This is a genomic window from Mycobacterium sp. RTGN4 (assembly GCF_033804635.1).
Classification (GTDB): Bacteria; Actinomycetota; Actinomycetes; order Mycobacteriales; family Mycobacteriaceae; genus Mycobacterium.
Genome location: NZ_JAPZLB010000001.1, coordinates 274,915 through 301,823, shown reverse-complemented (window position 1 = coordinate 301,823; position 26,909 = coordinate 274,915). Strand labels below are relative to the sequence as shown.

Below are 26,909 nucleotides of genomic sequence, written 5' to 3'. Positions count from 1 at the left end.
GCGGCGCCAAGAACGCGGGCCGGTACTGTAATGCGGTCGAGAAGACCCCGACATCCTCCACGATCGAGAAGGACAGCGAGCACGTGCAGACACACGAGATCAGGAAGCGTTTCCTTGATCACTTCGTGAAGGCAGGCCACACCGAGGTGCCTAGCGCCTCGGTGATCCTCGACGACCCCAATCTTTTATTCGTCAACGCCGGCATGGTGCAGTTCGTCCCGTTCTTCCTCGGTCAGCGCACCCCGCCGTGGGAGCGGGCGACGAGCATCCAGAAGTGCATCCGAACCCCCGACATCGACGAGGTCGGGGTCACCACCCGGCACAACACGTTCTTCCAGATGGCGGGCAATTTCTCTTTCGGCGACTACTTCAAGAAGGGCGCCATCGAGTTCGCTTGGACACTGCTGACCAATCCGCAGGACCAGGGCGGCTACGGCTTCGATCCCGAAACAATATGGGCCACAGTATATCTCGATGACGACGAGGCAATCGCGCTGTGGCAGGAAGTGGCCGGGCTGCCGCTCGAGCGCATTCAGCGCCGCGGGATGGCCGACAACTACTGGTCGATGGGCATTCCCGGACCGTGCGGCCCGTCCTCGGAGATCTACGTCGACCGAGGGCCGGAGTACGGCATCGGGGGTGGCCCGGAGGCCAACGAGGACCGCTACATCGAGATCTGGAATCTCGTCTTCATGCAGAACGAGCGCGGTGAGGGCACCAGCAAGGCCGACTTCGACATTCTCGGGCCGTTGCCGCGCAAGAACATCGACACCGGCATGGGTGTCGAGCGGGTGGCCTTCCTGCTGCAAGGCGTCGACAACGTCTACGAGACCGACCTGATGCGGCCCGCCATCGACCTCGTCGCAGGCATCGCCCCGCGCGGGTACGGCGCGGGCAACCACGAGGACGACGTGCGCTACCGCGTCATCGCCGACCACAGCCGCACCGCGGCGATCATCATCGGCGACGGCGTCAGTCCGGGCAACGACGGCCGTGGCTACGTGTTGCGCCGCTTGCTGCGTCGAGTCATCCGGTCGGCCAAGCTGCTCGGCATCGACACCCCTATCGTCGCCGACCTGATGCTGACGGTGCGCGACGCGATGGGTCCCTCGTACCCCGAACTCGTCACCGACTTCGATCGCATTCAGCGCATCGCGGTCGCGGAGGAGACCGCATTCAACCGCACCCTGGCCTCGGGTTCGAAGTTGTTCGAGGACGCGGCCAACACCACCAGGTCGTCGGGCGCCACCGTGCTGTCCGGCACCGACGCCTTCGCGCTGCACGACACCTACGGCTTCCCGATCGAACTCACGTTGGAGATGGCCGCCGAGGCCGGGCTCAGCGTCGACGAAGAGGGCTTCCGCGGCCTGATGGCGCAGCAGCGCAAGCGCGCCAAGGACGACGCCGCCGTCCGCAAGCACGCCCACGCCGACCTGACCGCCTATCGCGAGTTGGTCGACGCCGGCCCAACAGAGTTCACCGGCTTCGACGAACTGACCTCGGACGCACGAATTCTCGGGATATTCGTGGATGGCAAGCGGGTGCCCGTCGTCGCGCACGGCGGCGAGGCGACCGCGGCCGACCGCGTGGAATTGGTGCTCGATCGCACCCCGTTGTACGCCGAGTCCGGTGGGCAGATCGCCGATGTCGGCACCATCGCAGGCACGGGCTCGAGCGAAGCCGCCAGGGCCGCCGTCACTGACGTGCAGAAGATCGCCAAATCGCTTTGGGTGCACCGGGTCAACGTCGAATCAGGCGAGTTCGTCGAGGGCGACACGGTCGCCGCGGCGGTTGATCCGAAGTGGCGGCACGGCGCCACCCAGGGCCACTCCGGCACCCACATGGTGCACGCCGCACTGCGGCAGGTGCTGGGCCCCAACGCGGTTCAGGCCGGCTCGCTCAACCGGCCCGGCTACCTCAGATTCGACTTCAACTGGCAGGGCGCGCTCTCCGACGAACAGAAGACTCGGATTGAAGAGGTCACCAACGAAGCGGTCGAGGCCGACTTCGAGGTGAAGACCTTCAATACCGAACTCGAGACGGCCAAGTCGATGGGTGCGATGGCGCTCTTCGGTGAGAACTATCCCGACGAAGTGCGCGTCGTGGAGATCGGCGGACCCTTCTCGCTGGAATTGTGCGGCGGCACCCACGTGCGCAACTCGGCGCAGATCGGCCCCGTGACCATCCTCGGAGAGTCTTCGGTGGGATCGGGCGTGCGCCGTGTCGAGGCCTACGTCGGGCTGGACTCGTTCAAGCACCTCGCGAAGGAACGCGCGCTCATGGCGGGGCTGGCGTCATCGCTCAAGGTGCCTTCCGAAGAGGTGCCTGCCCGCGTGGCGAATTTGGTGGAACGGCTGCGGGTCGCCGAGAAGGAACTGGACCGCATGCGGTTGTCCACCGCACGCGCGGCTGCGGTAAACGCCGCCGCAGGAGCGGAGCTGCTCGGTAAGGTCCGTGTCGTGGCGCAGCGGATGCCTGCCGAGACAACGGCGGGAGACCTCCGGTCCCTCGTCGGCGACATCCGCGGCAAGCTCGGATCAGAACCTGCCGTCGTCGCATTGATCGCCGAGGGCGAAGACGATTCGGTGCCATACGTGGTGTCGGTCAATGCGGCCGCCCAGGACCTGGGGCTGAGCGCCAACGATCTGGTGAAGGCGCTGGGGCAGTCAGTAAACGGCCGCGGGGGCGGCAAGGCAGAACTTGCGCAGGGCTCCGGTAGCGGCGCCTCGGGCATCGACGCGGCACTTGCCGCGTTGCGTGCCGAGGTAGGCCGGAGCTAGCTGGGTGGCTGAGAGCGGCGACCGGCAACCCGACCGGCCCGGGGACTCCTTGAATCCCCCAGACCCCGGACGTGGGCGAAGGCTCGGCATCGACGTGGGCACCGTGCGCATCGGCGTCGCGACATCCGACCCTGACGGTGTGCTTGCGACACCCGTAGAGACCGTGCGGCGTGACCGCACCGAAAAGCACATACGGAGGTTGGCGAAATTGGTCGACGAACTCGGTGCCGTCGAAGTCGTCGTCGGATTGCCGCGCACCCTCGCCGATCGGACCGGGCCGTCGGCCATCGACGCGATCGCGGTGGCCGACGAACTGGCAGCACGGATCGCTCCGACTCCGGTGCGGCTGGCTGACGAGCGATTGACGACGGTGACGGCGCAACGCTCACTGCGCGAGGCCGGGGTACGCGCCAAGGGACAGCGGGCGATGATCGATCAGGTCGCCGCGGTTGGAATTCTGCAGTTCTGGCTGGACCAGCGGCGGGCTGCGCTGGCTGAACACGACGGAGCGCCGCGTGCCTGACGAGTGGATTCGCGAACGCCCGGAGCCGGTGGCAGTTGGCCGGCCGCGACGGGTAATGAGCCGAGCGCAGCGCGTGAAGGCGACGCGCGACAAGAAGCGCCGACGGTTCGTCAGCAGCTTCTCGCTGGTGGTGCTGATCGTGGTGGTCATCGGCGCAGTCTTCCTGGGGTCCCGGCTCTGGCATGGCGTCTTCGGCGGCGGCGGGGACGACTACGCCGGTGGTGGCGCCAAGGACCTGGTCATCGAGGTTCACAACGGCGACTCCACGACGACGATCGCGCAAACCCTGCACGAGAAGAACGTCGTGGCCACGGTCAAGGTCTTCGTCGAGGCCGCCGCGCAGAACACCGCGATCGCCGCGATCCAGCCGGGGTTCTACAAGATGCGTACCGAGATCCCCGCGTCCGATGCCGTTGCGCGACTTGCTGATCCGGAGAATCGAGTCGGGCGTCTTGTCATCCCGGAGGGTCGCCAACTCGACGACGTCACCGACGTCAAGACCAAGGCCGTGACGAAGGGCATCTTCTCGCTGATATCCGATGCCACCTGTGTGAACCTCGACGGAACCACGCAGTGCGTGAAAGCGCAGGACATGCAGCAGGCCGCCAAGACGGCCGAGCCATCGGCGCTGTCGATTCCGGACTGGGCGCTGGGTCCGGTCAAGGCGCTTGGTGCCGACCACCGGCGCATCGAAGGCCTCATCGCGCCGGGCACGTGGAACGTGGACCCGTCGGCCACCGGGCAGCAGGTGCTGTCGACGCTCATCGGCGCGAGCGTCAGTCAGTACGAGCAGGAGGGTTTGCTCGACGCGGGGGCGGAGCAGAACCTGTCGCCCTACCAGGTGCTGACCGTGGCGTCGCTCGTGCAGAAGGAGTCCCAACCGCAGGACTTCGGGAAGGTGGCCCGGGTCATCTACAACCGGCTGGTCGCGCCCGATCACCGCAAACTCGAATTCGACTCGACGGTGAACTTCTCGCTCGACCGACAAGAAGTGGCCACCACAGACGCCGACCGCGCCGCCGCTACGCCGTGGAACACCTATGCGCGCGAAGGACTTCCAGCGACACCGATCTGCTCACCCGGCCAGCCGGCGCTTGCGGCCGCAGAACACCCCGAGCCCGGAGACTGGCTGTACTTCGTCACCGTCGACCTCCAGGGCACCACGTTGTTCACTCACGACTACCCACAGCACCTGGCCAACATCGAACTGGCTCGACGCAACGGCGTGCTCGACAGCGCGCGATGAGCGTGCGAAGAGCGCAATTAGACAGCGCGCGATAGGCGGTTCGGGGCATGACCGCACGCAAGGCCGCAGTGCTTGGGTCGCCGATCGTGCATTCCCGTTCCCCTCAGCTTCACCTCGCCGCGTATCGGGCGCTCGGCCTCGATGACTGGACCTACGAGCGGATCGAGTGCAGCGCAACGGAACTGCCCGCACTGGTCGGCGGATTCGGGCCCGAGTGGGTGGGGTTGTCGGTGACCATGCCGGGCAAGTTTGCGGCGCTGCAATTCGCCGCTGAGCGCACCCCGCGGGCCGAACTGGTCGGTTCGGCGAACACCTTGGTTCAGACCGAAACCGGTTGGCGCGCCGACAACACCGACGTCGACGGGGTGATGGGAGCGCTGGGGACGGGAATCGGCAGTGGCGGCCGGGCCGCCGTGTTGGGGTCGGGCGGTACCGCACCCGCAGCCGTCGTGGCCCTCGCGGACCTCGGAATCACCGACCTCACCGTCGTCGCCCGCAATCCCGACAAGGCACGACCGCTGGTGGCACTCGGCAGTCGGCTCGGTATCGAAGCGCGATGGATCGCGTTGGGAGCCCCGATCGTCGGCGTCGACGTCGTCGTTAGCACCTTGCCCGCCGAGGTCGCCGCGCAGTATGCCGCCACCGTGCGCGGCGTTCCGCTGCTACTCGACGCGATATACGACCCCTGGCCGACGCCACTGGCTCAATCGGTGGCTGCGGCAGGCGGCCGCGTCGTCAGCGGACTGCAGATGTTGTTGCACCAGGCCTTCGCGCAGGTCGAACAATTCACCGGGCAGCCAGCCCCGAAAGAGGTGATGAGCGCCGCCCTTGGCTGACGTTAGCCTCGGTTGATGGGGGTCGGGGCCGCCGTCGTGCTGATCGTGTGGATGCTGGCACTGAGCGGCTTCGACATCCGGCAGCGCAGGCTCCCGAACGCTCTGACGCTGCCGGGTGCGGTGGCAGTACTCCTTGCGGCGGCCGCGATGGGACGCGGCGTGCCTGCGGCGGCAGGGTGCGCCGCGCTGGTCTTGGTCTATCTCGCCGTGCACGTCGTCACGCCTGCGGGACTTGGCGCGGGTGACGTCAAGTTGGCGCTGGGCGTTGGCGCGCTCACTGGTGCGTTCGGTGTCGACGTGTGGGTCCTGGCCGCGGTGACCGCTCCGCTGCTGACCGCGTTGTGGGCCGTGCTCGTCGTCGTGGGCAGGCGGTCGGCCACCGTGCCGCACGGGCCGTCGATGTGCGTCTCCGCGCTGGCTGCGGTCGCGCTAGTGATTGGGTAGCCATACGGTTGGGCGGATGCCAGAGTCATCCGTCCGTACTGCGTCACAGACCGACCTCGACGCCATCGCAGCGCTCTATGCCCACTACGTCGACACCAGCGTCGCCACGTTCGAACTGGACGCACCCGACCGGGCGGAATGGGCCAGGAGGTTCGACGCGATCACCGAGGCCGGGTTGCCCTTTCTTGTCACTGAACGTGCCGGAAGTCTGGCCGGCTACGCCTACTGCGCGCCGTGGAAGACACGCCCCGCCTACCGTTCTACCGTCGAGGACTCCGTCTACGTCGCGCCGTGGGCCGTCGGCCAGGGATGCGGCACCGAACTCATGACGGCGCTGCTCGACGCATGCCGCAGCGCAGGCCTCCGGGAAGTGATCGCGGTGATCGCCGACACTGGGGATCCGGCCTCGGTCGAACTGCACCATCGGTTCGGCTTCGTCGATGCCGGGCGGCTGACCCGCGTCGGATACAAGCACGACCGGTGGATCGACACGGTGTTGTTGCAGTGCACGCTGGCCTGACGGAATGGGCGGCTTACTCGACAGTTTTCGCTGGGCCGACCCCGTCATGGGAAGATGGGACGCGTGTTGCGATGGACCACAGCTGGTGAATCCCATGGCCGGGCCTTGGTGGCCTTGGTCGAAGGCATGGTTGCGGGTGTCGCCATCACCTCGGCGGACATCGCAGCAGAGTTGCAGCGGCGCAGGCTCGGCTACGGCCGCGGCGCCAGGATGAAGTTCGAAGCCGACGAGGTCACCATCCTGGCCGGGGTGCGCCACGGCCTCACGCTCGGTGGCCCCATCGCGATCCAGATCGGCAACACCGAGTGGCCGAAGTGGGAAACGGTGATGGCCGCAGATCCGGTGGCCGCCGCTGACCTGGACGTCGCGCGCAACGCACCCTTGACTCGACCGCGGCCCGGGCATGCCGACTACGCGGGCATGTTGAAGTACGGCTTCGACGACGCGAGGCCCGTGCTCGAACGCGCCAGCGCGCGCGAGACCGCGGCCAGGGTCGCCGCTGGGACCATCGCGCGCGCGTTTCTCCGACAGGCGCTCGGCGTCGACGTGTTGTCGCACGTCGTCTCGATCGGCGCATCGAAGCCCTACGACGGCCCGCCACCAGGGCCCGCTGACTTGCCCGCGATCGACGACAGTCCGGTCCGCGCGTTTGACGAGGAAGCTGAGCAGTCCATGATCGCCGAGATCGAAGCGGCCAAGAAGGACGGCGACACGCTCGGCGGAATCGTCGAGGTGGTCGCCGACGGCCTGCCCGTCGGGTTGGGCTCCTTCACCAGCGGGGACAACCGGCTGGACAGCCAACTCGCCGCCGCCGTGATGGGCATTCAGGCCATCAAGGGCGTCGAGATCGGAGACGGTTTCGAAACCGCGCGTCGCCGCGGGAGCGTCGCCCATGACGAGATCTACCCCGGTTCCGATGGCGTGATGCGGTCGACCAACCGGGCCGGTGGACTCGAGGGCGGCATGACCAACGGCCAGGCTCTGCGCGTGCGGGCCGCGATGAAGCCGATCTCGACGGTGCCGCGGGCGCTGGCCACCATCGACATGGCCACAGGCGAAGAGGCCGTTGCCATCCACCAGCGCTCAGACGTGTGCGCGGTGCCCGCCGCGGGTGTGGTCGTCGAGACCATGGTGGCGCTGGTGCTCGCACGGGCCACGCTGGAGAAGTTCGGCGGCGACTCACTCGGCGAAACCCGTTCCAACGTCGACGGCTATCTCAAGGCGATCGCTTCGCGCCGGCCAGCCGAGGTCGCGGACTGATGGCGCCCAAGGCGGTGCTGGTTGGCATGCCGGGTTCGGGCAAGTCGACCATCGGGCGCAGGCTGGCCAAGGCGCTCGACGTTCCGCTGCTCGACACTGACGTCCAGATCGTCGAGACTACTGGCCGCACCATCCCCGAGATCTTCCTCGAGAGCGAAGCGGAGTTCCGTCGCATCGAGGTCGAGGTGGTGCGGAAGGCGTTGGCCGAACACGAAGGTGTCGTGTCGCTCGGCGGTGGTGCCGTCACCTCACCGGAGGTCCGCGACGCCCTTGCCGGCCACACCGTCGTGTATCTCGAAATCAGTGCGGCCGAAGGTATCCGGCGCACGTCTGGAAGTACGGTCCGCCCGTTGCTTGCCGGCGACGATCCGGCCGAGAAGTTCCGCACCCTGATGTCGCAACGTGTCCCGTTGTACCGCAAGGTCGCAACCATTCGGATAAACACCAACCGACGCAATCCCGGCGCGGTGGTGCGCCACATCGTGCACAAGCTGGAAGCGGCCTCCTGCGGTCGACAGCAGACTGCGCGCAAGCGGCGGCCCGCATGGCGGCGGCTGCCCACTGTCCTGAATCCGGCCCCCACCACCGAGGCTCCGCCGAGTCCGGCGGCGTTGGCCCGTCGAGCGGAAGCACGCAATGACTGAACCTGTGACCGTCGACGTCCTCGTCGAGCGGCCGTATCCCGTTGTCATCGGCCGGGGCTTGCTCGAAGACCTCACCCGCACGCTCGACGGTCGTCACAAGGTGGCGATCCTGCATCAGCCCGCGCTCAACCGAACTGCCGAGGCCATCCGAAGTCATCTGTCCGACAAGGGTATTGACGCACATCGCATCGAAATTCCCGATGCCGAGGCCGGCAAGGAATTGCCCGTGCTCGGCTTTATCTGGGAAGTGTTGGGCCGCATCGGAATTGGGCGCAAGGACGCCATCGTGAGCCTCGGCGGGGGAGCGGCCACCGACGTGGCAGGCTTCGCCGCTGCAACCTGGCTACGCGGCATCGACATCGTGCACGTGCCGACCACCCTGCTCGGAATGGTGGACGCGGCCGTCGGCGGCAAGACCGGGATCAACACCGACGCGGGAAAGAACCTGGTCGGCGCGTTCCACCAGCCGCTCGCCGTGCTGGTCGACCTGGCGACTCTGGAAACCTTGCCGCGCAACGAGATAATTGCCGGCATGGCCGAAGTCGTCAAGGCCGGCTTCATCGCCGACCCGGTCATCCTCGAGTTGATCGAAGCCGACCCGGAGGCCGCGCTCGACCCAACGGGAGCCGTGCTGCCGGAACTGATTCGGCGCGCGATCGCCGTCAAGGCTGAAGTGGTCGCCGCCGACGAGAAGGAATCCGCGCTACGCGAAATCCTCAACTACGGCCATACACTCGCCCACGCCATCGAACGCCGCGAACAGTACCGCTGGCGCCACGGGGCTGCCGTGTCGGTGGGGCTGGTCTTCGCCGCCGAGCTCGGTCGGCTGGCGGGGCGACTCGACGACGAGACCGCCGCTCGGCACCGGGCCATTCTCACCTCGCTCGGGCTGCCCGTTTCCTACGACGTCGACGCACTGCCGCAACTGCTCGAATACATGGCAGGCGACAAGAAGACGCGCTCGGGCGTACTGCGGTTCGTCGTGCTCGACGGGCTGGCCAAGCCCGGACGGCTCGAAGGTCCAGACCCGGCACTGTTGGCCGCCGCCTACTCGGAGATCGGAGCCGCATGACCGTCAACGTGATCAACGGGCCGAACCTGGCCAGGCTGGGCCGTCGCCAGCCAGAGGTCTACGGCAGCACCACGTATGGCGATTTGGTAGCGCTCATCGAACACGAAGCCGCGGAGCTCGGGCTGGACGTCCGGGTGCGCCAATCCGACAGCGAAGCGGAATTACTGAACTGGATTCACGACGCGGCCGACGCGGGGGAGCCGGTGGTGCTCAACGCTGGTGCGCTGACCCACACGTCCATCGCCCTGCGCGATGCGTGCGCCGAACTGCGTGCGCCATTGATCGAGGTGCACATCTCCAACGTGCATGCGCGCGAAGAGTTTCGACACTCGTCGTACCTGAGCGCCCTGGCGACCGGAGTGATCGTCGGACTCGGGGTGCAGGGCTACCTGCTGGCGCTTCGTTATTTAGCCGAGGGCGGCTAAGGGGGCATCTAGCCGCGAGCGGCTAGGGGTTCTTCTCGAGGTTGACCGGGGTGGTCTCCTCGCTGGCTGGCGCGCCGGCGTGCACGGTCTCCTGTCCGTCCTCCCGCACCGCCTCGAACACGTCGGTGTCGGCACGGTCGTTATCGATGCGCTGGCGCACGAACGGCCCGGCCTTGCGGTCCACCAGGTACCGGCCCAGCGCGACGCCTGCGACGCCCGCGACGAACACCACCAGCGCGGTGAACGCGGCGAAGGTCGTGACTTCGTTGAGCAGCCCCTCGGCGTAGAGGTTGTCGTAGAACTGCGCGATCACCCACGACACCAGGCCGCTGAGGATGCCGGCGACGAGGCCGGCCAGCAGCCACGTCATCGCCAGGTCCCCACGACGGTCGGGGTCGGGGTTGGCCTGGGCGTCGGCGCGCCCGTCAGCGGTTCCCCAGAAGAGCGCGACAAGTGCGAACAAGATGACCAGCGTGACGCTGATCGTGAGGGCCCACGTATCCAAGGCGTTGATCAGCACGCCCTGAAGCAATCGGACGAACACCATCAACGCCGCGAACACCAGTCCGCGCAGCAGCCACTTACTCATGGGGCAACAGCGTAGCGAGTAGCGTCAACCCCCGTGACGATTTCCCACCGCAGGGACTTATTGCGGCGCCGTTTGGCCGCGGCCGAATTGGATGCGCTGCTGGTAACGGACCTGGTCAACGTGCGCTATCTGTCCGGTTTCACCGGGTCCAACGCGGCGCTGCTGGTCCGTGCCGACGACGAAACGCCGGTGCTGGCGACCGACGGGCGCTATCGAACTCAGGCCGCGCTGCAGTCGCCCGACGCCGAAGTCGTCATCGAACGCGCCTGCGGACCTGCACTCGCCGCCAGGGCGGCCCTCGATGGGGTGCGCCGGCTGGGCTTCGAGAGCCACGTCGTCACCGTCGACAACTACGCGATCCTTCAGCGTGCCGCCCCCGACCTCGAGTTCGTCCGGGCCGCAGGCACCGTGGAGGTGCTGCGTGAGGTCAAGGACGCGGGCGAGCTCGCACTGCTCAGGCTGGCCTGTGAGGCCGCCGACGCCGCGCTGCTCGACCTGGTGGAGGCCGGCGGATTGCGGCCAGGCCGGACCGAGAAGGAGGTGGGCCGCGAGCTCGAGTCGCGGATGCTCGATCACGGCGCGGATGGGATCTCGTTCGAAACCATCGTCGCGGCGGGCACGAACTCCGCCATCCCTCACCATCGGCCCACTGATGCCGTGCTCGCTGCGGGTGACTTCGTGAAGATCGACTTCGGCGCGCTGGTCGCCGGTTATCACTCCGACATGACCCGCACCTTCGTTCTTGCGCCGGTCGCACAGTGGCAGCGGGAGGTCTACGACATCGTCGCCACCGCGCAGCGGGCGGGCCGCGAAGCGTTGGCGCCCGGAGCCGTCTTGAAGGACGTCGACGGCGCGTCGCGGAAGGTGATCGCTGATGCCGGGTACGCAGAGAACTTCGGGCACGGACTGGGACATGGCGTAGGACTAGAGATCCACGAGGCCCCTGGAATCAGCGCGTCGGCCCCAGGCACGCTGCTTGCAGGCTCCGCGGTGACCGTAGAGCCCGGGGTTTATCTGCCTGGCCGAGGCGGAGTGCGCATCGAAGACACACTGGTCGTGGGCCGTGACGCCGCGTGCACACCCGAGTTGCTCACCCGCTTCCCCAAGGAACTGGCTGTGCTGGGTTGACGGAAGCGGCCTGATTCTTCGACTCGGCGATCATCTGCCAGGATGGCAGGGCACCAGCACGGCGAGATCGAGCGATCGACGCCTGCACAGAATTCTTCAGATGGATAGCTAGGAGTTGTACCGAACGTGGCTTCGACCGCAGACTTCAAGAACGGGCTCGTCCTGCAGATCGACGGCCAGCTGTGGCAAATCGTCGAGTTTCAGCACGTCAAGCCTGGTAAAGGCCCGGCATTCGTGCGGACCAAACTCAAGAACGTGCTCACGGGCAAGGTCGTCGACAAGACCTACAACGCCGGCGTGAAGGTGGAGACTGCAACGGTCGACCGGCGCGACGCCACCTACCTGTACCGCGACGGCAGCGACTTCGTGTTCATGGACTCAGAGGACTACGAGCAGCACCCGCTGACGGAGGCGCTCGTCGGCGAGGCCTCGGATTTCCTGTTGGAGAGCATGCCGGTGCAGATCGCCTTCCACGAGAGCGCTCCGCTGTACCTCGAACTGCCGACGACCGTGGAGCTCGTCGTGACACACACCGAGCCGGGCCTTCAGGGCGACCGGTCCAGCGCGGGCACCAAGCCGGCCACCGTCGAGACCGGTGCCGAGCTGCAGGTGCCCCTGTTCATCAACACCGGCGACAAGCTGAAGGTCGATACCCGCGACGGCAGTTACCTGGGCCGAGTCAATGCCTAACACCCCGCTGCCTAACCAGCTTCATGCCTGACCGTCGCTCGGACCGGGGCCGCCATCAGGCCCGCAAGCGCGCCGTCGACGTGCTGTTCGAGGCCGAGGCCCGCGGGTTGACGCCCGCCGAGGTGGCCGACTCGCGAAACACGTTCGCGGAAAGCGATTCCGAAGTATCCGCGCTCAACCCTTACACGGTGACGGTGGCCCATGGGGTCACTGAGCACGCCGCCCACGTCGACGACCTGATTTCTGCTCACCTGCAGGGTTGGACGTTGGAGCGGCTGCCCGCCGTCGACCGGGCGATCCTGCGCGTGGCGGTATGGGAACTTCTGCACGCCGAGGACGTACCCGAGCCGGTAGCGGTGGACGAGGCCGTCGAGCTGGCGAAGAAACTCTCCACCGATGACTCGCCCGCGTTCGTCAACGGCGTGCTCGGCCAGGTCATGTTGGTGACGCCACAGATTCGGGCAGCAGCGCAGGCGGTGCAGGAGGCGGTCCGCGGCCCCGAGGGCGTCTGATGGTGGTGCCGCAGGACTGGGCTCCGTACTCGAGCCTGGAAGACGCGGCCAAGGTATATCTGCGCGACCCGGACCTGGCCCTGGATCAGCTGCGTTCGCTGGTGGACTTCCCGGTGGTCAAGTCGTTCATCATGTCGCGAGGCGTCACCAGCGAGTTCTCGGGTGACGCGCTCTGGCAGGAAGTCGTGCTCACCGACGGGCGGCGGCTGATCATCTGGCGGGCCGACGACGGGTCGACCGGGTCCGACGACGATGACGACGAGCCGCGCAGGCATCATCTGGACGCCTCGGTGCGGACAATTCTCCTGTCCACCATCACCGATCACATCTTGACCACGGAGTTCGAGGTGCTCGACGACGGCACCCGCAGGCTCGCGGAGGTTCGGCTGCGGATGTACACGCAGTTACTGACCCGCTCGCGCCAGAAGACCGCCGTCGACACGGAGTTGTTCTGCGAGTCCTTCCGGTACGTGAAAACGGTCGACAGCGGCGGACTGGCTCAAATGGAGCGGCTGCTGCAGTTCGGACGGGTGTTGTCGCGGTCGATGTGACCGCCGCTACCTGAGTACCGACGTTCGTCCGATCCCAAATTCGAGTAGGCCACTACTCAAGTGCGGCGCGGGTTACTGGCCGACGATCTCCTGGTAACACGCTTTACGTCACCGAAGCGATCAATGACATCGGCGACGCCGGCATTTCGGGATGCCGGCCTTGTCGGCGGTGCCGCGAACGTGACGTGAAGGGGCGGGGGGGACTGACACCGGCGACGAGGGGTTGCCGGTGTCAGCCCGCTCCCCGGGTGGCTACGCTTCTGCCCCGCCGGATGGGTAGTCCGGCAGTTCGATGGAATCCGCCTTGCTCATCCACAAGCGGTTGGCGATGGGGCGGAACGGCCAGCGCTGCATCCACTTCATCACCGATGCGTTGATCGCAATGTCCGCGTTGGACTTTGGCGCATAGCCGTCGATTCCAGCAGGGAGCTTCTGCACGTTGGCGACGAACGGCCGCATGTGGGCCTCGTACCGGGCCAACGCTTCGGCCAGTCGCGGTGATGACAATCCGTCGCCTGCCGGGCCCAGTTCGCCTGCGAGGACATATGCCCCGACGAGCGCGAGTGCGGTACCCATGCCGCTGAGCGGCGACGCGCAATAGCCTGCGTCCCCGACCAGGGTGGCACGGCCCGACGACCACGAGTCCATGTGCACTTGGACGAACGCGTCGAAGTAGAAGTCCTCCGCCGTTCGCGCCGCGGCAAGCAGTGCGGCCGATTCCCAGCCCGCGGTGGCGAACTTCTGCTCGACTAGCCGCCGCTGGGCATCGACATCCTTGCGGTCGTAGTCGATCGGCTCGGAGCGAAAGGCTAAGCCGGCCTTCGAGAGTCGGATGTCGTGGTCGGGTCGCATCGACGTGACGAGCCCTGGTTCCTGATAGAGGAGGAACCAGCCGTCGAGCCCGACGGTGTCCGGCGCGGTGAACCACGCGTGGTATCCGCCAAGGGGTTTGACGAATTGTTCCTCGGGCCCCCATACGAGCTTCCGTACTGCGGAGTGCGCACCGTCGGCGCCGACCACGAGGTCTGCGGTGACGGTCGAGCCGTCCGACAGCGTGGCGTGAACTCCGTCGGCATCCTGAGTCAATTCATCGATGCGGCAATCGAATCGGTACTCGGTCTGCTCGACGGTCGCGGTGTAGAGCACCTCGGCGATGTCACCGCGCAGGATTTCGACCGTGCTGACCAGCCCGTTGCCGTCGAACGCGGTGACGGGCATCTCGGCGCGCCGACTGCCGTCTGCCCTCACCCATGCGGCGCCCGCCTGGTCGAGCGCCAACGAGGTCATCTGGTCAAGGAGGCCCATCCGCTCGACGACGTGGCGTCCGACGCCGCGGAGATCGACCGTTTGGCCGCCGGGACGAATACCCGATGCGAGTTCTACGACGATCACGCGATATCCGGAGCGGTTCAGCCAGAACGCCAGCGTGGGTCCGGCGATCCCGGCACCGCTGATGAGCACGGTTGGTTGGGCATGAGCTAAAGCGTATGTCATACGCATTCCGCGTGGGCAAGGCCGGGTGATTCTTGCCCATCGCACACGGCGTCCACATCGCGCGCCAAGGTCACGGGCGTTGACTGACGCTATGAGCCGCGAGATAGCCGATACCGCAACCACAGTCGTCCTCGTACTGGACGGTGACACCGACGCCGGATATCAGCTGGCGCGCGGGCTACTGGCCGACGGCCGTCGGGTCGCGGTGGTAGCTCGTCACCCCGGCGACGTGGTCAGGGTCATGCACGGCTACTCCGCCGATCAGGTGATGGTCATCGCGGGCGATACCACCGACCAGCGCCAATGGAGTCGCATGACCGAGCGGGTGCTCGACCGATTCGGTCGCATCGACACCGTCGTCCGCGCTCAGGATGCGACGTTGCGCGCGTCGGCCTGACCCCACCACCTCCCGCGAGATTCAGGCCTCCAACGCCTGGTAAGTGCGGCGAACGAATCTGGGCTGGGCGGCCTGCAGTTTGGCCAGTGACGTGTTGCCCGCGACGGAGGCGGCCGCGTCGCTGCTGAGGTCGGGCATGTTCTGGATCAGGTAGAAGAGGATGGCGTCATTCGACGGATCCGCCAACCACCACGTGCCGTAGGCGCCGGGCCAGTTGAACGCGCCGAGCCCGCCCGGTCCGTACAGCTGGCGCGACTGCGCGGGATCGGTGACCACCGACAAGTTCAACCCGAAGCCGCGACCCCGCCAATAGGGCATGCCCAGAAACGGGTGGCGCTTCTGTTCCTCGGTGAGCCGGTCGGTGCGCATCGACCGGACCGAGTCCTCCGACAACACCCGCACGCCGTCGACGGTTCCGAACCCGAGCAGCATGCGCGCGAACGCCAGATAGTCGTCGACCGTCGACCACAGCCCCGCTCCGCCTGCGCAGAACGTAGGCAGCGTCACCGGAGCCGGCCCCATCGCGTCGTCGCTGAGTCGATTGTTCGCGTCGAGCTTGTACATGGTCGCCGCGCGCCTACGCCCCGCGGGAGACACGGCGAACCCGGTGTCGACCATGCCGAGTGGCCCGAAGATCCGGTCCGACAGCACCTCCGCGAGCGGCTTGCCCTCGATACGCGACAGTGCGATGCCAAGCACGTCGGTCGCGTGGCTGTACGTCAGCCGGTCACCGGGTTGGTGAGCCAACGGCAGCGCCGCCAACTCGGCCAGCCAGTGGTCCTGATCCTGGCGGTGCATCAGCCGTCCGTACGCCCGTCCGAGCGGCGGTCCCACCGAGAATGCATACGCGAGGCCGCTGCGGTGGGTCATGAGGTCGTCGAAGGTGATCGGCCTGCGCAGCGGCACCGTCTTCTCGAGTGGCCCGCCCGGATCGGCCATCACGGCCACGTCTGCGAGCTCGGGGATATAGGGCGCGATGGGATCGGACAGCGCGAACTTGCCCTCCTCGACAACCGCCATCGCCGCCGCCACCGTGATCGGTTTGGTCATCGACGCGATCCGAAAGATGGTGTCGCGCTGCATCGGCAGTCCCGCGTGGACGTCGCGGTACCCGAGTTCGTTGACCTGGAGTACCTGTCCGGCCTGCCAGACCATCGTGACCGCGCCCGCGAGCAGCCCCCCGTCGATGACCTCGGAGATGGACGCGTGGTTGCCGTCAAGATTCACCGGGCCAGCCTAGCCAGCGCTTCGTGACCGGCTCGCGGGATGCTAGGCTGCCCGGCAGTTCGACGTCCTTTAACGATCCGTCCCGAGAGGCGGAGAAGGAGGTCCGGGTCACACATGGCTGCCTCCAGCCCCGACCGGGAATTGATGTCCGCCGCGGACGTGAGCCGGACCATTTCTCGCATCGCGCATCAGATCATCGAGAAGACCGCGCTTGACGGCACCGACGCGCCGCGCGTGGTTCTGCTCGGCATCCCCACCCGCGGTGTCACGCTGGCCGCGCGGCTCGCACACAACATCACCGAGTTCTCCTCGGTCGCTGTCGCGGCAGGGGCGCTCGACGTCACGCTCTACCGCGACGACTTGAACTTCAAGCCACCCCGTCCGCTCGAGGACACGTCGATTCCTGAGGGCGGCGTCGACGACGCGGTCGTGGTGCTCGTCGACGACGTGCTCTACTCCGGACGCACCGTGCGGGCCGCACTCGACGCGCTGCGCGACGTCGGCAGGCCGCGCGCGGTGCAACTGGCCGCCCTGGTCGACCGTGGTCACCGCGAACTGCCGCTCCGCGCCGACTACGTCGGCAAGAACGTGCCGACCTCCCGCAACGACAACATCAAAGTGCTGCTGGCCGAACACGACGGCCGAGACGGAGTCCTGATCGCAAATACAGGGGGGCCGCTCCGATGAGCGCTTGCGCGAAGAGCGAAGGGTGAAGCGCTAATGCCGAGACATCTGCTGTCCGCAGCCGACCTGACCCGCGACGAGGCAACCGCAATCCTCGACGACGCCGACCGCTTCCGCGAGGCGCTGGTAGGTCGCGAGGTCAAGAAACTTCCGACCCTGCGCGGTCGCACGGTGATCACGATGTTCTACGAGAACTCGACGCGGACCCGGGTCTCGTTCGAGGTGGCGGGCAAGTGGATGAGCGCCGACGTGATCAACGTCAGCTCATCGGGGTCGTCGGTGGCCAAGGGAGAGTCCCTGCGCGACACCGCGCTAACGCTGCGCGCGGCTGGGGCCGACGCCTTGATCATCCGGCATCCGGCTTCCGGTGCGGCACAACAGCTTGCGGAGTGGACCGCGGAAGCCGACGGGGGACCCAGCGTCATCAATGCCGGTGACGGCACCCACGAGCACCCGACGCAGGCGCTTCTCGACGCACTGACGATCCGGCAACGACTCGGAAGCATCGAGGGCAAGCGCGTAGTGATCGTCGGCGACGTCCTGCACAGCCGAGTGGCGCGCTCGAACGTGCTGCTGCTGGCGACCATGGGCGCCGAGGTGGTGCTCGTTGCCCCGCCGACGCTCCTACCGCTTGGAGTCGCCGACTGGCCGGTGAGCGTCTCGCACGACCTCGACGCCGAGTTGCCCGCCGCCGACGCCGTGTTGATGTTGAGGGTCCAGGCCGAGCGGATGAACGGCGGCTTCTTCCCATCGGCCAGGGAGTACTCGGTGCGCTACGGATTGTCCGAGAAGCGCCAGACTCAGTTGGCTCCCAACGCGGTGGTACTACATCCCGGACCGATGCTGCGCGGTATGGAGATTTCGTCGTCGGTGGCGGATTCATCGCAATCGGCGGTGCTGCAACAGGTTTCCAACGGGGTCCACGTGCGGATGGCGGTGCTGTTCCATTTGCTGGTCGGAGCCGAGCGAGAGGCGATCAGCGCATGAGTCTTCTAATCCGCGGCGTGCGCCCCTACGGCGAAGGTGATCCCGTCGACGTGCTCGTCGCCGACGGCCAGTTTGCGGGCATCGGTTCCGCGCTCAAGGCGCCGAAGGATGCAGAAGTCGTCGACGCGCACGGGCAGGTATTGCTGCCCGGCTTCGTCGACCTACACACCCACCTACGCGAGCCCGGCCGCGAGTACGCCGAGGACATCGAAACTGGTTCGGCGGCAGCCGCACTCGGCGGCTACACCGCGGTGTTCGCCATGGCTAACACCAGCCCGGTCGCCGACAGCCCGGTGGTCACCGACCACGTCTGGCATCGCGGGCAGCAGGTCGGGCTGGTCGATGTACACCCGGTCGGGGCGGTGACCGTCGGGTTGGCCGGCACACAGCTCACCGAGATGGGCATGATGGCCGCAGGGGTGGGACAGGTCCGGATGTTCTCGGACGACGGCATCTGCGTGCACGACCCGTTGATCATGCGTCGGGCGCTCGAGTACGCAAGCGGTTTGGGCGTGCTCATCGCCCAACATGCCGAGGAGCCGCGGCTCACGGTCGGCGCCGTCGCGCACGAGGGACCCAATGCGGCGCGGCTCGGCCTTGCCGGTTGGCCACGCGCCGCCGAGGAATCGATCGTCGCGCGCGATGCACTGCTCGCTCGCGATGCGGGAGCGCGGGTGCACATCTGCCACGCCTCCACCTCTGGCACTGTCGAACTCGTCAGATGGGCTAAGGCGCAGGGGATTTCGATCACAGCCGAAGTGACACCGCATCACCTTCTGCTCGATGACACCCGACTGCAGACCTACGACGGGCGCAACCGGGTGAACCCACCGCTACGTGAAGCCAGCGATGTGCTGGCGCTGCGCCAGGCTCTGGCGGACGGCATCATCGACTGTGTCGCGACCGATCACGCTCCGCACGCCGAGCACGAGAAGATGTGCGAGTTCGCCGCCGCAAGGCCGGGCATGCTCGGCCTGCAGACCGCGCTGTCGGTCGTCGTCGAAACCATGTTGCGCCCAGGCCTATTGACCTGGCGCGACGTCGCCCGGGTGATGAGCGAAGCGCCCGCACGCATCGTCGGGTTGGCCGACCAGGGCCGCCCACTCGAAGTCGGTGAGCCCGCCAACGTGACGGTGATCGATCCGGACGCGACCTGGACCGTCGACGGGGCGACCTTGGCCAGTCGATCGGACAACACCCCGTACGAATCGATGACCTTGCCCGCCTCCGTAACGCTGACGTTGTTGCGCGGCAAGGTCACTGCGCGCGACGGGAAGAGTCCGGCGTGAACGCCCAGCGGGATCGCGCATGAATACCGGCACGCTCGTCGCCTCGCTGATCATGGCGGCGCTGCTGGTGCTGCTGATCGCCTTCCTGATCCGTCGGATGATGCAGGGTTGGCTGCATCGGGCGCAGCGCCAGGTCAAGTCCATCGGTCGGTTGCCTGCGCTGCCGGATACCGTTGGGCCCGCGATCATTCCGGCGACCAAGGGGCTGTACGTGGGGAGCACCATCGCCGACCTGGATGCCCTTCGGGGCAGCGGCGCACCGCCGAGCTGGCTGGATCGGGTCGTGGTCGGTGACCTCGGCTTCCGCAGTAAGGCGACGCTGACGCGCTACCCCGAGGGCATCATGGTGCAACGCGTCGGTGCGACGCCGATCTGGATCCCCAACGAGTCGATCATCGCACTCCGGACGGAGCGGGGTATCGCAGGCAAGGCCCTCACGCACGACGGCATCCTGGCCATCCGATGGAAACTCCCGTCGGGCACCGAGATCGACACCGGATTCCGCAGCGACGATCGCAGGGATCTCGCCAATTGGGTAGAGGAGGACGTTGCGTGAGCAGCAAGAACGTCACCGGTCGGGCCGTGCTCGTGTTGGAGGACGGCAAGGTATTCACCGGAACTCCGTTCGGGGCGGTCGGCCAGACCTTGGGCGAGGCGGTGTTCTCCACCGGAATGTCCGGCTATCAGGAGACTTTGACCGACCCCAGTTACCACGGTCAGATCGTCGTCGCGACGGCACCGCAGATCGGTAACACGGGCTGGAATGGCGAGGACGCCGAAAGTAGGGGCGACAAGATCTGGGTGGCCGGATACGCCGTGCGCGACCCCTCGCCGCGAGCGTCGAACTGGCGGGCCACCGGAACGCTCGATGACGAACTCGTCCGGCAGGGCATCGTCGGCATCGCGGGCATAGATACCCGCGCCGTGGTTCGCCACCTCCGCACGGCCGGCTCGATGAAGGCAGGCGTCTTCTCCGGCGGTGCGCTCGCCGACGCGGACGTGCTGGTCAGCAGAGTGCTCAGCCAACCCTCGATGTTGGGCGCCGACCTCGCGGGCGAAGTCAGCACGGAGGCGGCCTACGTGGTGGATCCCGATGGACCACAACGCTTTACCGTCGCTGCACTGGACCTTGGCATCAAGACGAACACGCCGCGGAACTTCGCCAACCGCGGCATCCGCACGCACGTACTGCCCTCGTCGACGACGTTCGAGCAGCTCACCGCCGTGAATCCGGACGGAGTCTTCCTGTCGAACGGGCCTGGCGACCCGGCAACCGCCGACCAGGTGGTGGCGCTCACCCGGGAGGTGCTCAGCGCCGGGATTCCGTTGTTCGGCATCTGCTTCGGCAATCAGCTGCTCGGCCGTGCGCTGGGCAGGGCTACGTACAAGATGACGTTCGGCCACCGAGGCATCAACATCCCGGTGATGGACCACGCCACCGGCCGCGTGGCGGTCACCGCGCAGAACCACGGATTCGCGCTCGAAGGCGAGGCTGGTGAAGAGTTCGACACGCCGTTCGGGCGTGCCGTAGTCAGCCACACGTGCGCCAACGACGGTGTCGTGGAAGGCATCAAACTCGTTGACGGAAGAGCATTTTCGGTGCAATACCACCCGGAGGCGGCGGCCGGACCGCACGATGCGGAGTACCTGTTCGACCAGTTCGTCGACCTCATGGCAGGAGACAAGTAGTGACCGTGCGGATCCAAACGCCCAACGTGGCGTGTCGCATACGAAACCGCACACTGGCGGGGGAGAAGTAGATGCCGCGTCGCGCCGATCTCAATCACGTGCTCGTCATCGGCTCTGGACCGATCGTCATCGGGCAAGCCTGTGAGTTCGACTACTCAGGTACCCAGGCCTGCCGTGTGCTGCGAGCCGAGGGTCTACAGGTCAGCCTGATCAATTCGAATCCGGCGACGATCATGACCGACCCGGAGTACGCCGACAACACCTACGTCGAGCCGATCACTCCGGAGTTCGTGGAGAAGGTGCTGGCGCAACAAGCCGAGCGCGGCAACAAGATCGACGCCGTGCTGGCCACGCTCGGAGGGCAGACCGCGCTAAACACCGCCGTCGGCCTCCACGATCTGGGCATCCTGGAGAAGTACGACGTCGAGCTCATCGGTGCCGACTTCGAGGCCATCCAGCGCGGCGAGGACCGGCAGCAGTTCAAGGACATCGTCGCCAAAGTCGGTGGCGAGTCGGCGAAGTCGCGGGTGTGCTTCACCATGGACGAGGTCCGCGAGACCGTCGAGGAACTTGGCCTGCCCGTCGTCGTCCGGCCCTCGTTCACCATGGGCGGACTGGGTTCGGGCATGGCCCACTCGGCCGAGGACGTGGTCCGGATGGCTGGCGACGGGCTGGCAGCCTCGCCGAGTGCCAATGTGCTCATCGAGGAATCCATTTACGGCTGGAAGGAATTCGAGCTCGAGCTGATGCGTGACGGCAAGGACAACGTCGTCGTCGTCTGTTCGATCGAGAACTTCGACCCGATGGGCGTGCACACGGGCGACTCCGTCACGGTGGCGCCTGCGATGACACTGACCGACCGCGAGTACCAGAAGATGCGCGACCTCGGCATAGCGATCCTGCGCGAGGTCGGCGTCGACACCGGTGGCTGCAACATCCAGTTCGCGGTAGATCCGGCGGACGGAAGACTGGTCGTCATCGAGATGAATCCTCGGGTGTCGCGGTCGAGTGCGTTGGCGTCCAAGGCCACCGGCTTTCCGATCGCCAAGATCGCCGCCAAGTTGGCCATCGGCTACACGCTCGACGAGATCGTCAACGACATCACCAAGGAGACCCCGGCCTGCTTCGAGCCGACGCTCGACTACGTCGTGGTCAAGGCGCCACGGTTCGCGTTCGAGAAGTTTCCGGGTGCTGATCCCACGCTGACGACCACGATGAAGTCTGTGGGCGAGGCGATGTCGTTGGGCCGCAACTTCATCGAGGCGTTGGGCAAGGTCATGCGGTCCCTGGAGACGGGACGGGCAGGCTTCTGGACCGGACCCGATCCTGACGCGTCGGTGGAGGAGCTGCTCGAAGGCCTCGAGACACCGACTGACGGGCGCCTCTACGACATCGAGCTGGCCCTGCGGCTCGGCGCGACTGTGGAACGGGTCGCGGCCGCCTCCGGTGTCGACCCCTGGTTCGTCGAGCAGATCGCCGGTCTGGTCGAGCTACGGGCCGAACTGATCGAGGCCCCCGTACTCGACGAGGAGTTGTTGCGACACGCCAAGCACAGCGGGTTGTCTGACCGCCAACTCGCCGCCCTACGACCGGAACTCGCCGGTGAGGACGGAGTGCGGACGCTGCGGCGCAGGTTGGGTGTTCACCCCGTCTACAAGACCGTCGACACGTGCGCCGCCGAGTTCGAGGCGAAGACGCCGTATCACTACAGCAGCTACGAGTCGGATCCTGCGGCCGAGACGGAGGTGGCTCCGCAGACCGAACGGCCGAAGGTGCTCATCCTCGGTTCGGGTCCCAACCGCATCGGCCAGGGCATCGAGTTCGACTACAGCTGCGTGCATGCGGCGACGACCTTGAGTGAGGTCGGGTTCGAGACCGTCATGGTGAACTGCAATCCGGAGACGGTGTCGACCGACTACGACACCGCCGATCGGCTGTACTTCGAGCCCTTGACGTTCGAGGACGTGCTCGAGGTGTACTACGCCGAATCTGCCTCGGGTGCCGGAGGTCCCGGTGTCGTCGGCGTGATCGTCCAGCTTGGCGGACAGACGCCGCTCGGCCTTGCACAGCGGCTCGCAGATGCTGGTGTGCCGATCGTCGGCACCAGCCCCAAGGCGATCGACCTGGCCGAGGACCGCGGCGAATTCGGCGAGGTGCTCAAGAACGCGGGCCTGCCCGCGCCCCGCTTCGGGATGGCCACCAGTTTCGAGCAGGCCCGCCGCATCGCCGCTGATATCGGCTACCCGGTTTTGGTGCGGCCGTCGTACGTGCTCGGCGGACGCGGCATGGAGATCGTCTACGACGACGAGACGCTGCGCGGCTACATCACCCGTGCCACCGAACTCTCACCCGAGCACCCGGTGCTCGTCGACCGGTTCCTCGAGGACGCGATCGAGATCGACGTCGACGCATTGTGCGACGGCACCGACGTGTACATCGGTGGCGTGATGGAGCACATCGAGGAGGCCGGTATCCACTCCGGCGACTCGGCCTGTGCGCTGCCGCCGGTCACCCTGGGCCGTCAGGACATCGCCGCGGTGCGGCACGCCACCGAGGCGATTGCCCACGGCATCGGGGTGGTGGGCCTGCTGAACGTGCAGTACGCACTGAAGGACGACGTGCTCTACGTGCTCGAGGCCAACCCGCGTGCCAGCCGCACCGTGCCATTCGTGTCGAAGGCGACCGCGGTGCCGCTGGCCAAGGCGTGCGCCCGAATCATGCTGGGCGCCACCATTGCCCAGCTTCGCGAAGAGGGCGTGCTCGCGGCGACCGGCGATGGGTCCAATGTCACGCCGAATGCGCCGATCGCGGTGAAGGAAGCAGTGCTGCCGTTTCACCGGTTCCGCAAGTCGGATGGCACACAGGTGGACTCGCTGCTCGGTCCGGAGATGAAGTCGACCGGTGAGGTCATGGGCATCGACCGTGACTTCGGTACCGCCTTCGCCAAGAGTCAGACTGCGGCATACGGTTCGTTGCCCGCCGAAGGCACGGTGTTCGTCTCCGTGGCCAATCGTGACAAGCGCTCGCTGGTGTTCCCGGTGAAGCGGCTCGCCGACCTCGGGTTCCGGGTATTGGCGACCGAGGGCACCGCGGAGATGCTGCGCCGCAACGGCATTCCGTGCGACGAGGTGCGCAAGCACTTCGAAGCCCCGAGTGCCGACCGCCCCGCGTTGTCGGCGGTGGACGCCATCCGCGCCGGAGAGGTCGACATGGTGATCAACACGCCATACGGCAACTCCGGTCCGCGCGTCGACGGTTACGAGATCCGTTCGGCCGCCGTCGCCATGAACATCCCGTGCGTGACCACGGTGCAAGGGGCGTCCGCTGCGGTGCAGGGGATCGAGGCGGGCATTCGTGGCGACATCGGGGTGCGCTCACTGCAGGAGCTGCACAGTCAGCTGAGCGCGACGCCGTGACCGGCTTCGGGGCCCGACTGGCCGACGCGATGTCCGCGCGGGGTCCGTTGTGTCTCGGCATCGACCCGCATCCCGAGCTGCTGACCGCATGGGGATTGCCGACCGATGCCGACGGACTACGCGCGTTCTGCGAGGTCTGTGTGCAGGCTTACGCCGGTTTCGCAGTGGTCAAGCCGCAGGTGGCGTTCTTCGAAACGTATGGCGCTGCAGGTTACTCCGTACTCGAGTACGTCATCGCTGCGCTGCGGGAAGCGGGCGTGCTGGTGCTCTCCGACGCCAAGCGCGGCGACATCGGTACGACGATGGCCGCCTATGCCGCCGCGTGGGCGGGTGATTCGCCACTCGCAAGTGACGCCGTGACCGCGTCGCCGTATCTAGGGTTCGGTTCGTTGCGACCCTTGCTCGACACGGCGGCACAGCATGGCCGCGGCGTGTTCGTGCTGGCTGCGACGTCGAATCCCGAGGGCGCGAGCGTGCAGCGGGCGACCGTGGACGGACGCACCGTTGCGCAGTCGATCGTCGATGCGGTCGCCGCGGAGAACTGCTCCCGCGGTGCGGGTTCCGTTGGCGTCGTCGTCGGTGCGACACTGTCGAACGTGCCCGACCTGAGTGCGCTTGGCGGCCCCGTGCTGTTGCCAGGAGTGGGAGCCCAAGGTGGTCGGCCGGAGGCGTTGAAGGGGCTTGGGGGAGCGGTCGAAGGGACGCTGCTGCCAGCGGTGTCGCGCGAAGTCCTGCAAGCGGGTCCGGACGTGGCGGCGGTTCGAGCGGCAGGCGAGCGGATGCGGGACGCGGTCGCCTATCTGGCTGGCTGACTGCGTCATCGAGAACGCAGTGAGGGTCGCGATCACGTCGGCGATCACGACCCTCAGTGCAAATGTCAACGGTTACATCGGGATCCACATCCCCAAGAACCAGAAGCCCCAACCCGCTCCGTTGCCCGCCTGCATCGGCGTGACCTGCTGGCCATTCCAGTTGAACGGCTGATGGTCCTGGCGGCCCTGGTCGATGCCGCGGTGGTTCCAATCCATCGGGCCGTTGTTGCCCGGGCCGTTGTTCCATTGGTGGTTGTCGTTGTTGTTGTTCCACTGGTTGTTGTTGTGCTGGTCCTGACCGCACGGCGGCCGGCCCGGCGCGTTGCACCCTGGTCCGGGATCAGCGGATGCCGTACTCAGGCCGACACCCAGCAATCCAGCGAGCCCCACTCCGGCGGCCAGCGTCGACGCGCACATAGCCCTCTTGAAGCTCATCAGTGACTCTCCACTCGTCATGTAGGCGCGAATTCGCCTCACTGCCAAGACGTTAAGGCGACGGGCTGGGCCAGGTCTGTGCCGCGCGTGGGCGCGCGCTGTGGAACCGGTAACGGTTCGAAAACCATTTGTGCTCGGCGGTATCACGCGCTGGGCCTATGCGATGCGAAGCGTCGACGTCGGTTCACCATCACGATGGCCAAGGACACGATGTCGAGGCCGATCACGACGAGGAGGATTAGCCCGCCGATGTGACCGCGATTGCGAGTGACGTAAAGACGTTTTGATACGGGTGTCGGTATCAGCTTGGCCGAATACTTGGCCGAATACGTAGTCGCCCTCGATGAGGCTCGGCTGGCCGAGGAAGTTACTCCACCGAGTCCGCCAGCCCTTCGCCTCCGTGCGCCGGCGGTGAAGCTCCCGCCCGCCGGAGGCTGCCGAGCTGAGCTGTGCGTTAGCTTTTTGCTGGATATGAGTGGCCTGAGCTGTTGCTGATGTGACATATGTAACTGGTGTGACGCACGTGACGACGGACGTCCCCGTCAACCTGCGCCGACACGCCCGACACGCCGTGACCTGCGAAAATTTCTCATCAAGCGAATGGGTAGGGCTGCCGTCCGGCGTCGTCGCGCCCGCGTGATTGCCCGATCAGCTCGCGAAAACCGCTCAAAACCCTTGATACGCAGGCAAATCGACGGCCAGCAGCCCTCCCGAAGCCGCCGCGAGCGCGGATTCGGGGCTTGTCGACCACGTTCGCAGGCTTCCTACACGCTGGCGTTTTGGGGCGCTAACCAGGGGGTGGGGTTAGCTTTCGTCACCCAGCGTGGGTACGGTCGTCGTCGCTGGCTGGTTCGCTAACCAGTCAATACACAAGATGATGATGGCCAGTTCAGATGGCAAGAGACGGAGGAACCCGTGGCCCTTCCCCAGTTGACCGACGAGCAGCGCGCGGCAGCGTTGGAGAAGGCTGCTGCCGCACGTCGGCTGCGAGCCGAGCTCAAAGATCGGCTCAAGCGTGGCGGCACCAACCTCAAGCAGGTCCTGAAGGACGCTGAGACCAACGAGATCTTGGGCAAGATGAAGGTTTCGGCGCTTCTTGAGGCGTTGCCGAAGGTTGGCAAGGTCAAGGCGCAGGAAATCATGACCGAGCTCGAGATCGCTCCCACCCGCCGTCTGCGCGGCCTGGGCGATCGTCAGCGCAAGGCCCTGCTGGAAAAGTTCGACTTCACGGCGGATTAAGCGCCGGCGAGGGGCCGGAC

At 66.6% G+C, this 26,909-nt stretch carries 26 protein-coding genes and 1 pseudogene; 23 read left to right on the top strand and 4 right to left on the bottom strand.

Annotation, left to right across the window (positions count from 1 at the left end):
* Positions 1 to 83: 83 nt before the first annotated feature.
* From alaS to aroQ, 10 genes and pseudogenes are all read left to right on the top strand, one after another.
* Positions 84 to 2,780, top strand: a complete 2,697-nt coding sequence (gene alaS, locus SLQ30_RS01415; RefSeq protein WP_319445058.1) for an alanine--tRNA ligase — start codon at positions 84 to 86, stop codon at positions 2,778 to 2,780.
* 4 nt (positions 2,781 to 2,784) lie between these two features.
* Positions 2,785 to 3,303, top strand: a complete 519-nt coding sequence (ruvX, locus tag SLQ30_RS01410) for a Holliday junction resolvase RuvX (RefSeq protein WP_319445057.1) — start codon at positions 2,785 to 2,787, stop codon at positions 3,301 to 3,303.
* Positions 3,296 to 4,549: an endolytic transglycosylase MltG gene (locus tag SLQ30_RS01405; protein ID WP_319445056.1), complete on the top strand. Its 1,254-nt coding sequence runs from the start codon at positions 3,296 to 3,298 to the stop codon at positions 4,547 to 4,549. The genes ruvX and SLQ30_RS01405 overlap by 8 nt, the downstream gene beginning before the upstream one ends.
* Before the next feature lie 47 nt (positions 4,550 to 4,596).
* Positions 4,597 to 5,385: a shikimate dehydrogenase gene (locus SLQ30_RS01400; protein WP_319445055.1), complete on the top strand. Its 789-nt coding sequence runs from the start codon at positions 4,597 to 4,599 to the stop codon at positions 5,383 to 5,385.
* Positions 5,386 to 5,400: 15 nt separating this feature from the next.
* Positions 5,401 to 5,829 (top strand): A24 family peptidase, encoded by a 429-nt coding sequence (locus tag SLQ30_RS01395; protein ID WP_319445054.1) that lies wholly within the window; start codon positions 5,401 to 5,403, stop codon positions 5,827 to 5,829.
* A gap of 16 nt (positions 5,830 to 5,845) precedes the next feature.
* Positions 5,846 to 6,349 carry a GNAT family N-acetyltransferase gene (locus tag SLQ30_RS01390; RefSeq protein WP_319445053.1) on the top strand — a complete coding sequence of 168 codons (504 nt, stop codon included), beginning with the start codon at positions 5,846 to 5,848 and terminating at the stop codon, positions 6,347 to 6,349.
* Between the two features lie 63 nt (positions 6,350 to 6,412).
* The gene (gene aroC, locus SLQ30_RS01385; protein ID WP_319445052.1) at positions 6,413 to 7,609 is read left to right on the top strand and encodes a chorismate synthase; all 1,197 of its coding nucleotides are present in this window, start codon (positions 6,413 to 6,415) and stop codon (positions 7,607 to 7,609) included.
* A pseudogene (locus SLQ30_RS01380) lies at positions 7,609 to 8,115 on the top strand (shikimate kinase); the annotation flags it as partial. The gene aroC and the pseudogene SLQ30_RS01380, both read left to right, overlap by 1 nt.
* A 130-nt stretch (positions 8,116 to 8,245) precedes the next feature.
* Positions 8,246 to 9,325, top strand: a complete 1,080-nt coding sequence (gene aroB, locus SLQ30_RS01375) for a 3-dehydroquinate synthase (protein WP_319445050.1) — start codon at positions 8,246 to 8,248, stop codon at positions 9,323 to 9,325.
* On the top strand, positions 9,322 to 9,750 hold the full coding sequence (gene aroQ, locus SLQ30_RS01370; protein WP_319445049.1) for a type II 3-dehydroquinate dehydratase: 429 nt from the start codon (positions 9,322 to 9,324) through the stop codon (positions 9,748 to 9,750). The genes aroB and aroQ overlap by 4 nt, the downstream gene beginning before the upstream one ends.
* Positions 9,751 to 9,772: 22 nt before the next feature.
* Here aroQ and SLQ30_RS01365 read toward each other — a convergent pair whose 3' ends face one another.
* Positions 9,773 to 10,339 carry a B-4DMT family transporter gene (locus SLQ30_RS01365; protein WP_319445048.1) on the bottom strand — a complete coding sequence of 189 codons (567 nt, stop codon included), beginning with the start codon at positions 10,337 to 10,339 and terminating at the stop codon, positions 9,773 to 9,775.
* Positions 10,340 to 10,372: 33 nt separating this feature from the next.
* Here SLQ30_RS01365 and SLQ30_RS01360 point away from each other — a divergent pair, with 33 nt between their 5' ends.
* The 4 genes from SLQ30_RS01360 (at position 10,373) to SLQ30_RS01345 (ending at position 13,220) form a co-directional block, all read left to right on the top strand.
* A complete protein-coding gene (locus SLQ30_RS01360) occupies positions 10,373 to 11,467 on the top strand; it encodes a Xaa-Pro peptidase family protein (RefSeq protein WP_319445047.1) in 1,095 nt (364 codons plus the stop codon).
* A gap of 126 nt (positions 11,468 to 11,593) precedes the next feature.
* Positions 11,594 to 12,157 (top strand): elongation factor P, encoded by a 564-nt coding sequence (efp, locus tag SLQ30_RS01355; protein WP_319445046.1) that lies wholly within the window; start codon positions 11,594 to 11,596, stop codon positions 12,155 to 12,157.
* Positions 12,158 to 12,180: 23 nt separating this feature from the next.
* Entirely contained in the window at positions 12,181 to 12,669 is a 489-nt protein-coding gene (gene nusB / locus SLQ30_RS01350; protein WP_319445045.1) for a transcription antitermination factor NusB, read from the top strand.
* Positions 12,669 to 13,220, top strand: a complete 552-nt coding sequence (locus SLQ30_RS01345; RefSeq protein ID WP_319445044.1) for a hypothetical protein — start codon at positions 12,669 to 12,671, stop codon at positions 13,218 to 13,220. Before nusB ends, SLQ30_RS01345 begins: the two co-directional genes overlap by 1 nt.
* A 252-nt stretch (positions 13,221 to 13,472) precedes the next feature.
* On the opposite strand, the gene SLQ30_RS01340 is transcribed toward SLQ30_RS01345, so the two are convergent.
* Positions 13,473 to 14,714, bottom strand: coding sequence for an FAD-dependent monooxygenase (locus SLQ30_RS01340; protein WP_319445043.1), 1,242 nt, complete (start codon positions 14,712 to 14,714; stop codon positions 13,473 to 13,475).
* 91 nt (positions 14,715 to 14,805) lie between these two features.
* Here SLQ30_RS01340 and SLQ30_RS01335 point away from each other — a divergent pair, with 91 nt between their 5' ends.
* Positions 14,806 to 15,111 (top strand): SDR family NAD(P)-dependent oxidoreductase, encoded by a 306-nt coding sequence (locus SLQ30_RS01335; RefSeq protein ID WP_319445042.1) that lies wholly within the window; start codon positions 14,806 to 14,808, stop codon positions 15,109 to 15,111.
* A 21-nt stretch (positions 15,112 to 15,132) separates the two neighbouring features.
* Here SLQ30_RS01335 and SLQ30_RS01330 read toward each other — a convergent pair whose 3' ends face one another.
* On the bottom strand, positions 15,133 to 16,338 hold the full coding sequence (locus SLQ30_RS01330; protein ID WP_319445041.1) for a serine hydrolase domain-containing protein: 1,206 nt from the start codon (positions 16,336 to 16,338) through the stop codon (positions 15,133 to 15,135).
* 114 nt (positions 16,339 to 16,452) lie between these two features.
* Between SLQ30_RS01330 and pyrR the strand changes: the two genes are divergently transcribed.
* The 7 genes from pyrR to pyrF all read left to right on the top strand — a co-directional run bounded on the left by pyrR (position 16,453) and on the right by pyrF (position 25,215).
* A complete protein-coding gene (gene pyrR, locus SLQ30_RS01325; protein WP_319445040.1) occupies positions 16,453 to 17,025 on the top strand; it encodes a bifunctional pyr operon transcriptional regulator/uracil phosphoribosyltransferase PyrR in 573 nt (190 codons plus the stop codon).
* 33 nt (positions 17,026 to 17,058) lie between these two features.
* Positions 17,059 to 18,009: an aspartate carbamoyltransferase catalytic subunit gene (locus SLQ30_RS01320; RefSeq protein WP_319445039.1), complete on the top strand. Its 951-nt coding sequence runs from the start codon at positions 17,059 to 17,061 to the stop codon at positions 18,007 to 18,009.
* Complete coding sequence (locus SLQ30_RS01315) at positions 18,006 to 19,298, top strand: dihydroorotase (protein ID WP_319445038.1); 1,293 nt, start codon at positions 18,006 to 18,008, stop codon at positions 19,296 to 19,298. Before SLQ30_RS01320 ends, SLQ30_RS01315 begins: the two co-directional genes overlap by 4 nt.
* Before the next feature lie 19 nt (positions 19,299 to 19,317).
* Positions 19,318 to 19,854: a transporter gene (locus tag SLQ30_RS01310; protein ID WP_319445037.1), complete on the top strand. Its 537-nt coding sequence runs from the start codon at positions 19,318 to 19,320 to the stop codon at positions 19,852 to 19,854.
* Positions 19,851 to 20,987 carry a glutamine-hydrolyzing carbamoyl-phosphate synthase small subunit gene (gene carA / locus SLQ30_RS01305; RefSeq protein WP_319445036.1) on the top strand — a complete coding sequence of 379 codons (1,137 nt, stop codon included), beginning with the start codon at positions 19,851 to 19,853 and terminating at the stop codon, positions 20,985 to 20,987. Before SLQ30_RS01310 ends, carA begins: the two co-directional genes overlap by 4 nt.
* Positions 20,988 to 21,058: 71 nt before the next feature.
* Positions 21,059 to 24,403 carry a carbamoyl-phosphate synthase large subunit gene (carB, locus tag SLQ30_RS01300; RefSeq protein WP_319445035.1) on the top strand — a complete coding sequence of 1,115 codons (3,345 nt, stop codon included), beginning with the start codon at positions 21,059 to 21,061 and terminating at the stop codon, positions 24,401 to 24,403.
* On the top strand, positions 24,400 to 25,215 hold the full coding sequence (gene pyrF / locus SLQ30_RS01295; protein ID WP_319445034.1) for an orotidine-5'-phosphate decarboxylase: 816 nt from the start codon (positions 24,400 to 24,402) through the stop codon (positions 25,213 to 25,215). Before carB ends, pyrF begins: the two co-directional genes overlap by 4 nt.
* A 72-nt stretch (positions 25,216 to 25,287) precedes the next feature.
* Here the strand turns inward: pyrF and SLQ30_RS01290 are convergent, their stop codons facing one another.
* The gene (locus SLQ30_RS01290) at positions 25,288 to 25,650 is read right to left on the bottom strand and encodes a hypothetical protein (RefSeq protein WP_319445033.1); all 363 of its coding nucleotides are present in this window, start codon (positions 25,648 to 25,650) and stop codon (positions 25,288 to 25,290) included.
* A gap of 915 nt (positions 25,651 to 26,565) precedes the next feature.
* Here SLQ30_RS01290 and mihF point away from each other — a divergent pair.
* Complete coding sequence (gene mihF / locus SLQ30_RS01285) at positions 26,566 to 26,889, top strand: integration host factor, actinobacterial type (RefSeq protein ID WP_319445032.1); 324 nt, start codon at positions 26,566 to 26,568, stop codon at positions 26,887 to 26,889.
* Positions 26,890 to 26,909: the final 20 nt, after the last annotated feature.

What these genes read in the sequence shown, in the direction of transcription:
- pyrR (WP_319445040.1), top strand. Translation starts at nt 16,453, where the DNA reads ATGGCTGCCTCCAGCCCCGACCGGGAATTGATGTCCGCCGCGGACGTG.
- SLQ30_RS01310 (WP_319445037.1), top strand. Translation starts at nt 19,318, where the DNA reads ATGAATACCGGCACGCTCGTCGCCTCGCTGATCATGGCGGCGCTGCTG.
- SLQ30_RS01335 (WP_319445042.1), top strand. Translation starts at nt 14,806, where the DNA reads ATGAGCCGCGAGATAGCCGATACCGCAACCACAGTCGTCCTCGTACTG.
- carB (WP_319445035.1), top strand. Translation starts at nt 21,059, where the DNA reads ATGCCGCGTCGCGCCGATCTCAATCACGTGCTCGTCATCGGCTCTGGA.
- SLQ30_RS01395 (WP_319445054.1), top strand. Translation starts at nt 5,401, where the DNA reads ATGGGGGTCGGGGCCGCCGTCGTGCTGATCGTGTGGATGCTGGCACTG.
- nusB (WP_319445045.1), top strand. Translation starts at nt 12,181, where the DNA reads ATGCCTGACCGTCGCTCGGACCGGGGCCGCCATCAGGCCCGCAAGCGC.
- aroB (WP_319445050.1), top strand. Translation starts at nt 8,246, where the DNA reads ATGACTGAACCTGTGACCGTCGACGTCCTCGTCGAGCGGCCGTATCCC.
- SLQ30_RS01365 (WP_319445048.1), bottom strand. Translation starts at nt 10,339, where the DNA reads ATGAGTAAGTGGCTGCTGCGCGGACTGGTGTTCGCGGCGTTGATGGTG.
- SLQ30_RS01340 (WP_319445043.1), bottom strand. Translation starts at nt 14,714, where the DNA reads ATGACATACGCTTTAGCTCATGCCCAACCAACCGTGCTCATCAGCGGT.
- SLQ30_RS01290 (WP_319445033.1), bottom strand. Translation starts at nt 25,650, where the DNA reads ATGAGCTTCAAGAGGGCTATGTGCGCGTCGACGCTGGCCGCCGGAGTG.
- aroQ (WP_319445049.1), top strand. Translation starts at nt 9,322, where the DNA reads ATGACCGTCAACGTGATCAACGGGCCGAACCTGGCCAGGCTGGGCCGT.
- SLQ30_RS01345 (WP_319445044.1), top strand. Translation starts at nt 12,669, where the DNA reads ATGGTGGTGCCGCAGGACTGGGCTCCGTACTCGAGCCTGGAAGACGCG.
- SLQ30_RS01400 (WP_319445055.1), top strand. Translation starts at nt 4,597, where the DNA reads ATGACCGCACGCAAGGCCGCAGTGCTTGGGTCGCCGATCGTGCATTCC.
- SLQ30_RS01320 (WP_319445039.1), top strand. Translation starts at nt 17,059, where the DNA reads ATGCCGAGACATCTGCTGTCCGCAGCCGACCTGACCCGCGACGAGGCA.
- SLQ30_RS01315 (WP_319445038.1), top strand. Translation starts at nt 18,006, where the DNA reads ATGAGTCTTCTAATCCGCGGCGTGCGCCCCTACGGCGAAGGTGATCCC.
- SLQ30_RS01390 (WP_319445053.1), top strand. Translation starts at nt 5,846, where the DNA reads ATGCCAGAGTCATCCGTCCGTACTGCGTCACAGACCGACCTCGACGCC.